Annotated in this window: 6 protein-coding genes; all 6 read right to left on the bottom strand. The window is 65.7% G+C overall.

What is annotated here, in order from left to right; all coding sequences use genetic code 11:
* Positions 1-465: winged helix-turn-helix domain-containing protein (locus M7H19_RS08960; RefSeq protein ID WP_298179497.1), on the bottom strand; the 465-nt coding region annotated here is incomplete at its 3' end.
* A gap of 137 nt (positions 466-602) precedes the next feature.
* Positions 603-914: a hypothetical protein gene (locus tag M7H19_RS08955; protein ID WP_298179495.1), complete on the bottom strand. Its 312-nt coding sequence runs from the start codon at positions 912-914 to the stop codon at positions 603-605.
* Between the two features lie 642 nt (positions 915-1,556).
* A complete protein-coding gene (locus M7H19_RS08950; RefSeq protein WP_298179492.1) occupies positions 1,557-2,207 on the bottom strand; it encodes a hypothetical protein in 651 nt (216 codons plus the stop codon).
* Positions 2,188-3,168 (bottom strand): hypothetical protein, encoded by a 981-nt coding sequence (locus M7H19_RS08945; protein ID WP_298179491.1) that lies wholly within the window; start codon positions 3,166-3,168, stop codon positions 2,188-2,190. Before M7H19_RS08945 ends, M7H19_RS08950 begins: the two co-directional genes overlap by 20 nt.
* A gap of 281 nt (positions 3,169-3,449) precedes the next feature.
* A complete protein-coding gene (locus M7H19_RS08940; protein ID WP_298179490.1) occupies positions 3,450-4,211 on the bottom strand; it encodes an ATP-binding cassette domain-containing protein in 762 nt (253 codons plus the stop codon).
* A 65-nt stretch (positions 4,212-4,276) separates the two neighbouring features.
* Positions 4,277-4,639, bottom strand: coding sequence for a hypothetical protein (locus M7H19_RS08935; RefSeq protein WP_298179488.1), 363 nt, complete (start codon positions 4,637-4,639; stop codon positions 4,277-4,279).
* Positions 4,640-5,037 lie beyond the last annotated feature (398 nt).

Genomic DNA, 5,037 nt, shown 5'->3' with positions numbered 1-5,037 from the left:
CGGATAGGTCATCTCCAGCCACGCTGTGACGGCCTCGGGGCTCTGCTCGCGGGCGGTCCGGATCGACCGCTGCGGGGACAGGCCCCACGAGCGCAGGTAGATCCCGATGGTCTTCTTCGACAAGGCGATCCCGTACCGGGCTTCGATCAGCTCGCCGACCAGAGGCCGGGTCCACAACTGCCCATGCAGGCCGACCTGGGCGGGCGTGCGGGTCTTGATCGTCCGTTTGAGGCGGTACTGCTGGGTCTTGTCGAGGGCCTTTTGCACCTCCGGGCGCTGCCCCCTCTTCCGCGCCTTGAGCGCGGCGTTCCCCCCACTGCGCCAAGCCGAGCCCCATCGCTCGACGCTACGCAGGTCGACCCCGAACAGCTCCGCGGCCCGTGTCTGCGTCAGGCCGTGGTCGATCACCGCCGCGACCGCGCGGAACCGGATGGCCTCTTGCGCCGCAGGAGGAAGATGCTTCACACCACTGACTGTAACTTTCATGCCGATAGTGGATCAACCCGACACGAAACTGTCACCCCTCAATAGTTGTTGTGCTGCCGGGGCTCGGGACGTCGGAGGCGGTGTCAACACCAAAAAGTTAGGACCCCAACTTAGACTCACAAAATCATCCGTCGGAAGGCGAAGTCGTCGACCCTGAGCAACGGCACAGTGCCGACCTCAGGTTCGGGGAGCGTCCGGACCAGGCGGAGCAGACTGGAGCGGCCGTCGCGCAGGCCGAGCCGCTCGACCAGTCGGGAGCCGGCGCGTCCGGCCAAGGCCAAGCCGACCGGTTCCAGGGCCGTGCTCAGCCCGGGGATCCGACGAGCCCAAGTCGTCGTCAGACGCTCGACTTGCTCGGTGAGAGTCGCCTTCGCGCGACCGGTGTCGACGCAGAAGAACCGGCGGGCCGTCAGGCGCGGCAGTGCCACGGCTTGGTTCCTCGGGCCGCACGCGGTGTCGACGCAGAAGAACCGGCGGGCCGTCAGACGCAGTTCGAGCTTCCGCCTGGACACTGGCAAGTCGCACAGGCGCCCTGGGTGCCGCGAATGCACTCGCTTCGACTCAGTGCCGCGACCCGGGCACGAGACTGCAGGCCTGGCAGTGGCTGTGTGGACGACGAGATGCTCACCGAATCCTTCATATCCCAACGCATCCCGTATCTGTGGATCCGAGAACGTCACGATATCTGGGCCAGAACCTCGCGGGCTCTGTCGGAGTTTCGGTGGCGGAGGAGGTGGAAGCCTATCCGTCCGAACATTTTCACGTGAGCTACTTGGTCTTCGTGTTGACTCCCTCCGTTCGGCCGTTGTGGAACGAGAGGGCAACTGAGCCGACACCGGACGTGGTGCGGCGGCGCGGATCTCGGAGACGGCCTCTATCGGGGTGGACGGCCTCGTCGCTGACCGCGAGCCTGCTGGTGGCGGTCCTGCTGCGCCTGCTGCGCTGGAGTGGCAGGCGCGGGGGCGTCGATCCTGGGCGCGGGCATGGTGTGGGGCATGCTGCGCACTGCCGACTGGACCTACTGAGGACGAACAGAGGAAACCGAGGCTCACGCAGACCCCGCGCTCCCGTCACCAGTGCCATCCGAGCTTCCGAAGCCGGTGCGGGCTCAACGACCAGAAGCCCAGCCCGAGCAGGTACATGCCCGCGCCGAGCGCGATCGCGGCCGCGCTTCCGGGGGATACCGGCAGAGCCCACCACACGAAGCGCGTGCCCTCGGTGGTGGCGAGGCCGAACATCACGACCGGAACCACGGCACCGGTGGGCAGGGCCCACGCTAGGCCTGGCCCGAACAGGCGCGCCGAGACCAACGCCAGAGAAGTCCAGTACATCAGCCCGGCAACGAGCTGCGAGGCGCTGTGCGTGCCCCCCTCCACCTGCGTCATCAGCACCATGAGCAGCGCGGCCAGCACCGTCAACGATGTGGCCAACGCGACCGTTCGCGCTCGTGTCCGCCTCGCGCTGATCGCCTCGCGATCTTCGAAAGGGCTGGCAAGCGTCAGCGCGACGGCGCAGGCGGCGAAGACGGGTGCGAACCAGGTCAGCCCCACCACGCCGCCGAAGCCGCGGATCGGCGGCAGCGGGATGAGTTCGGAACCCCACAGGCCACCGACCAGGGTGATCAGCCCGAGCACCGTCAACACCAGGGGAACCTGTCGAACCCGAAGCCACAGCCGGAATGCCGTGAGGTCCATCGCCTTCTCAGTCGACGCAGTGTTCACGCATCTCCGCCATTGATTGCCGTGCCCACTCGAACTGCTCGTCCTCGGGCATGGCGAGAATCGGATCGATCTCATCGAGCCCCGGTGCGTGAGCGCCTGTTTCCTCGGTAGAGTCGACGTCCATGATGTAGAGAGTGAACCAGTCGGTCAGGTTCCATTCGAGCTGGCCGACGCGATCGGCTCCGGGCCCATCGTTGTCGATGTCGCAGCCGGGGAAGCCGGACGTTTCCATCGCATAGTGAACCATGCTGCTGGCAGCGCCGAAATCGCTGCCGAAGAAGGTGAGCTGATCGCCTACGTCGCCTCGCATTCCGGTCTCCCAGAACTCGTCTTCCCCAGAGTACGGGTCGTCAGGCAGCGCGATGAACTCATCGAGTTCATTGAACCGCTCGACGTACCGTTCCATCTTGGGCAGATACCGCTCATGTTCGTACCAAACGCAGACCACGGGTCGTGTTTCGGTGCACGGCGCGCCGCCAACGTAGTCGCGTTCGACTTGCAGCGGCCCCGCAGCGTAGACCGCGACGGTCGCGACGACGATCCCCGATACGGCCACGGCGGGGCCGACAGAGTGAGAAACCGCTTTGGTCCGCGCCCATTCACGCCAGGCTCCCACTCCGATCGCGATCGCCGTCACCAGCGCCGCCAGAGCCATCCGAGCGGCCAACGCCGCCCCCGATAGACGCACGTCGGGGTATCCGTAGAGGGTAGCCAATGCCATCCGGTCGGAGTCGGTTCCCGCGAATACCACGATGGTCATCGTTAGTGCCGCCGCGGCCACCGTGAACGGTGACGGAAGCAGCCGACCGAGCAAGTATCCAGTACTCACGGCGAGGATGACCGTCGTGAGCGTCAGCCAGATGTAGCTCGGCCAGACCGCTCCGGCCCGGCCCCAGGAGAGGTTGATGATCGAGGTCGCGAAGACCGCTGCCGCGACCGGCGCGACCGCGTAGACGATCACGGCCGCCAACGGTATGGATTCGCGAACCCAGGGGTTCCGGGAACCCACCACCAACTGGTCGTGCTGGCCTGCCCGGCTATGTTGGACGCCCGTCCAGGCAGCGCCCGCTGCGATGATGACCGTGCCGAGCGCCGCCCCCAATTGAATCGTGGTCGCGGTCTGCGAACCGATGGCGTACCAGCGGTCGAAGCCAACGGCGAGGTATATGACGATCACGGCTGTATAGGGCAGCGACCACCAGCGGATCGGGCACCGGCGAAGTTCGGTCCACAGAATGGATCTCACGCGTTCGCCTCCGATCGCGACAACGCGGTGGAGTAGGCCCGCTCAAGATCGGTGGCGCCCGGTGCTCCCGGCTCGGCGACCTTCGCGAAGTCGTTGACCGCACCGGACCAGGAGATGCGGCCACGGTTCATCACTGCGACGTGATCACAGCACGCACCGACGTCCTCGACCAGGTGCGTGCTCAGCAGGACACATGCCTCGTAGCGTTCGGGGACGCCTTTGATGATGTCACGGAACGCGATGCGCTGCATCGGGTCAAGGCCCACGGTCGGTTCGTCGAGGATGACGACGGCGGGATCGCCGACGATGGTCGCGGCGATGCCGACCCGCTGCCGCATACCGCCGGAGAGCCTCGACATCTTGGTGTTCTCGGCGTCGGATAGATCCACCGCCCGGATGGCGGCGCGGACCGTCTCGGGCCGGTCCGCGTTTGCGAGGCCGCGGAGCCAGGCGCTGTACTGGACGAATTCGGCTACGGTGAAGTTCTTGGGATAGCCGAAGGTCTGCGGCAGAAAGCCGATGTGGCGGCGTATGCCTTTGAGTCGGCGAGGGTCGGTGGCGTCCGCTCCGCGAACAGTCAGCGCTCCCGACCGCGGCGGCACGACGGTCGCCAGCGTGCGCAGCAGCGTCGTCTTGCCCGCGCCGTTCGGCCCGAGCAGGCCGGTCACTCCCGGTTCGACGTCGAAGTCGAGTCCCTCCAGGACGGTCGTCATGCCGTAGCCCTGTGACAGGCCGCGAGTACTGATGAGTTGAACCATGTCGTTCACTTTCAGCAATGCGGGCACCGCTTTGAGGCGGTGCCCGCGTCGATGAATCGTTCGGACTAGACGCCCTGGCGGCTTACGGTCGCTGATCGGCACCCAGCAATGCAAACCGTACGGTCGATCTTCGACTGGTGTACCGCCGGCTTCCACGAGCCACTGTAATCGGGCTGGAGGCGGCGGTCGACGTGAAGCTTCACCTCACCGCCGGTGACCGTGCTCCTGCAGGTCGACCACGCTTCTCCCGAGGGAGCGGCGTTGTTGATCCAGGTGGCGCGGCAGTCGTGGTTCCAGTTGCTGCTGCCGTCGGCCTGTGCTGGGCTGGCGAACGCGCCGATCAGGGCGAGCGCCGCCCCGAGCATCGCGACCGCCGCGACGACCTTGGCGATACGGGCCCGGGCTCTTGATACAATTGTCGGTTCCACTGGCAATCCTTTGCATTCGAGGTGGACGAGTGGTGCCGGCCGCGGTTTGACAGGCAGTGGCCGGTACCCTCGGCGTGGGGGGTGTCACGCAGCGTCGAGTTTAATATTACTCCTAATTGTGTCAAGCCACATCTCTTTCTCATTGGGGGAGAGACGGATAATTCGACTATATGAGACTTCCGACCACGTGCACGAGGCCCTTGAACCCCGCTCCGCCTCCACCGCAACGCCGGTAGTGCCCAGCAGGCGATACGGTCGCTAGGAGCCCCCTGTGCCTTCAAGCGATCCGATCAGCGGAACCACAAACCGCGCCAGATCCCGTTCGCCACCTAAGTCGTTCGCAACACCAAATCATAACCAGACGATCCTCGATCGTGACTGGTCAGCTGGTGGGTTGC

Origin of the sequence: Saccharomonospora sp. (assembly GCF_027317685.1) — a bacterium.
Lineage (GTDB): Bacteria > Actinomycetota > Actinomycetes > Mycobacteriales > Pseudonocardiaceae > Saccharomonospora.
Note: the sequence above shows the minus strand (reverse complement) of the source record. Positions and strands in the feature narration are given on the sequence as shown.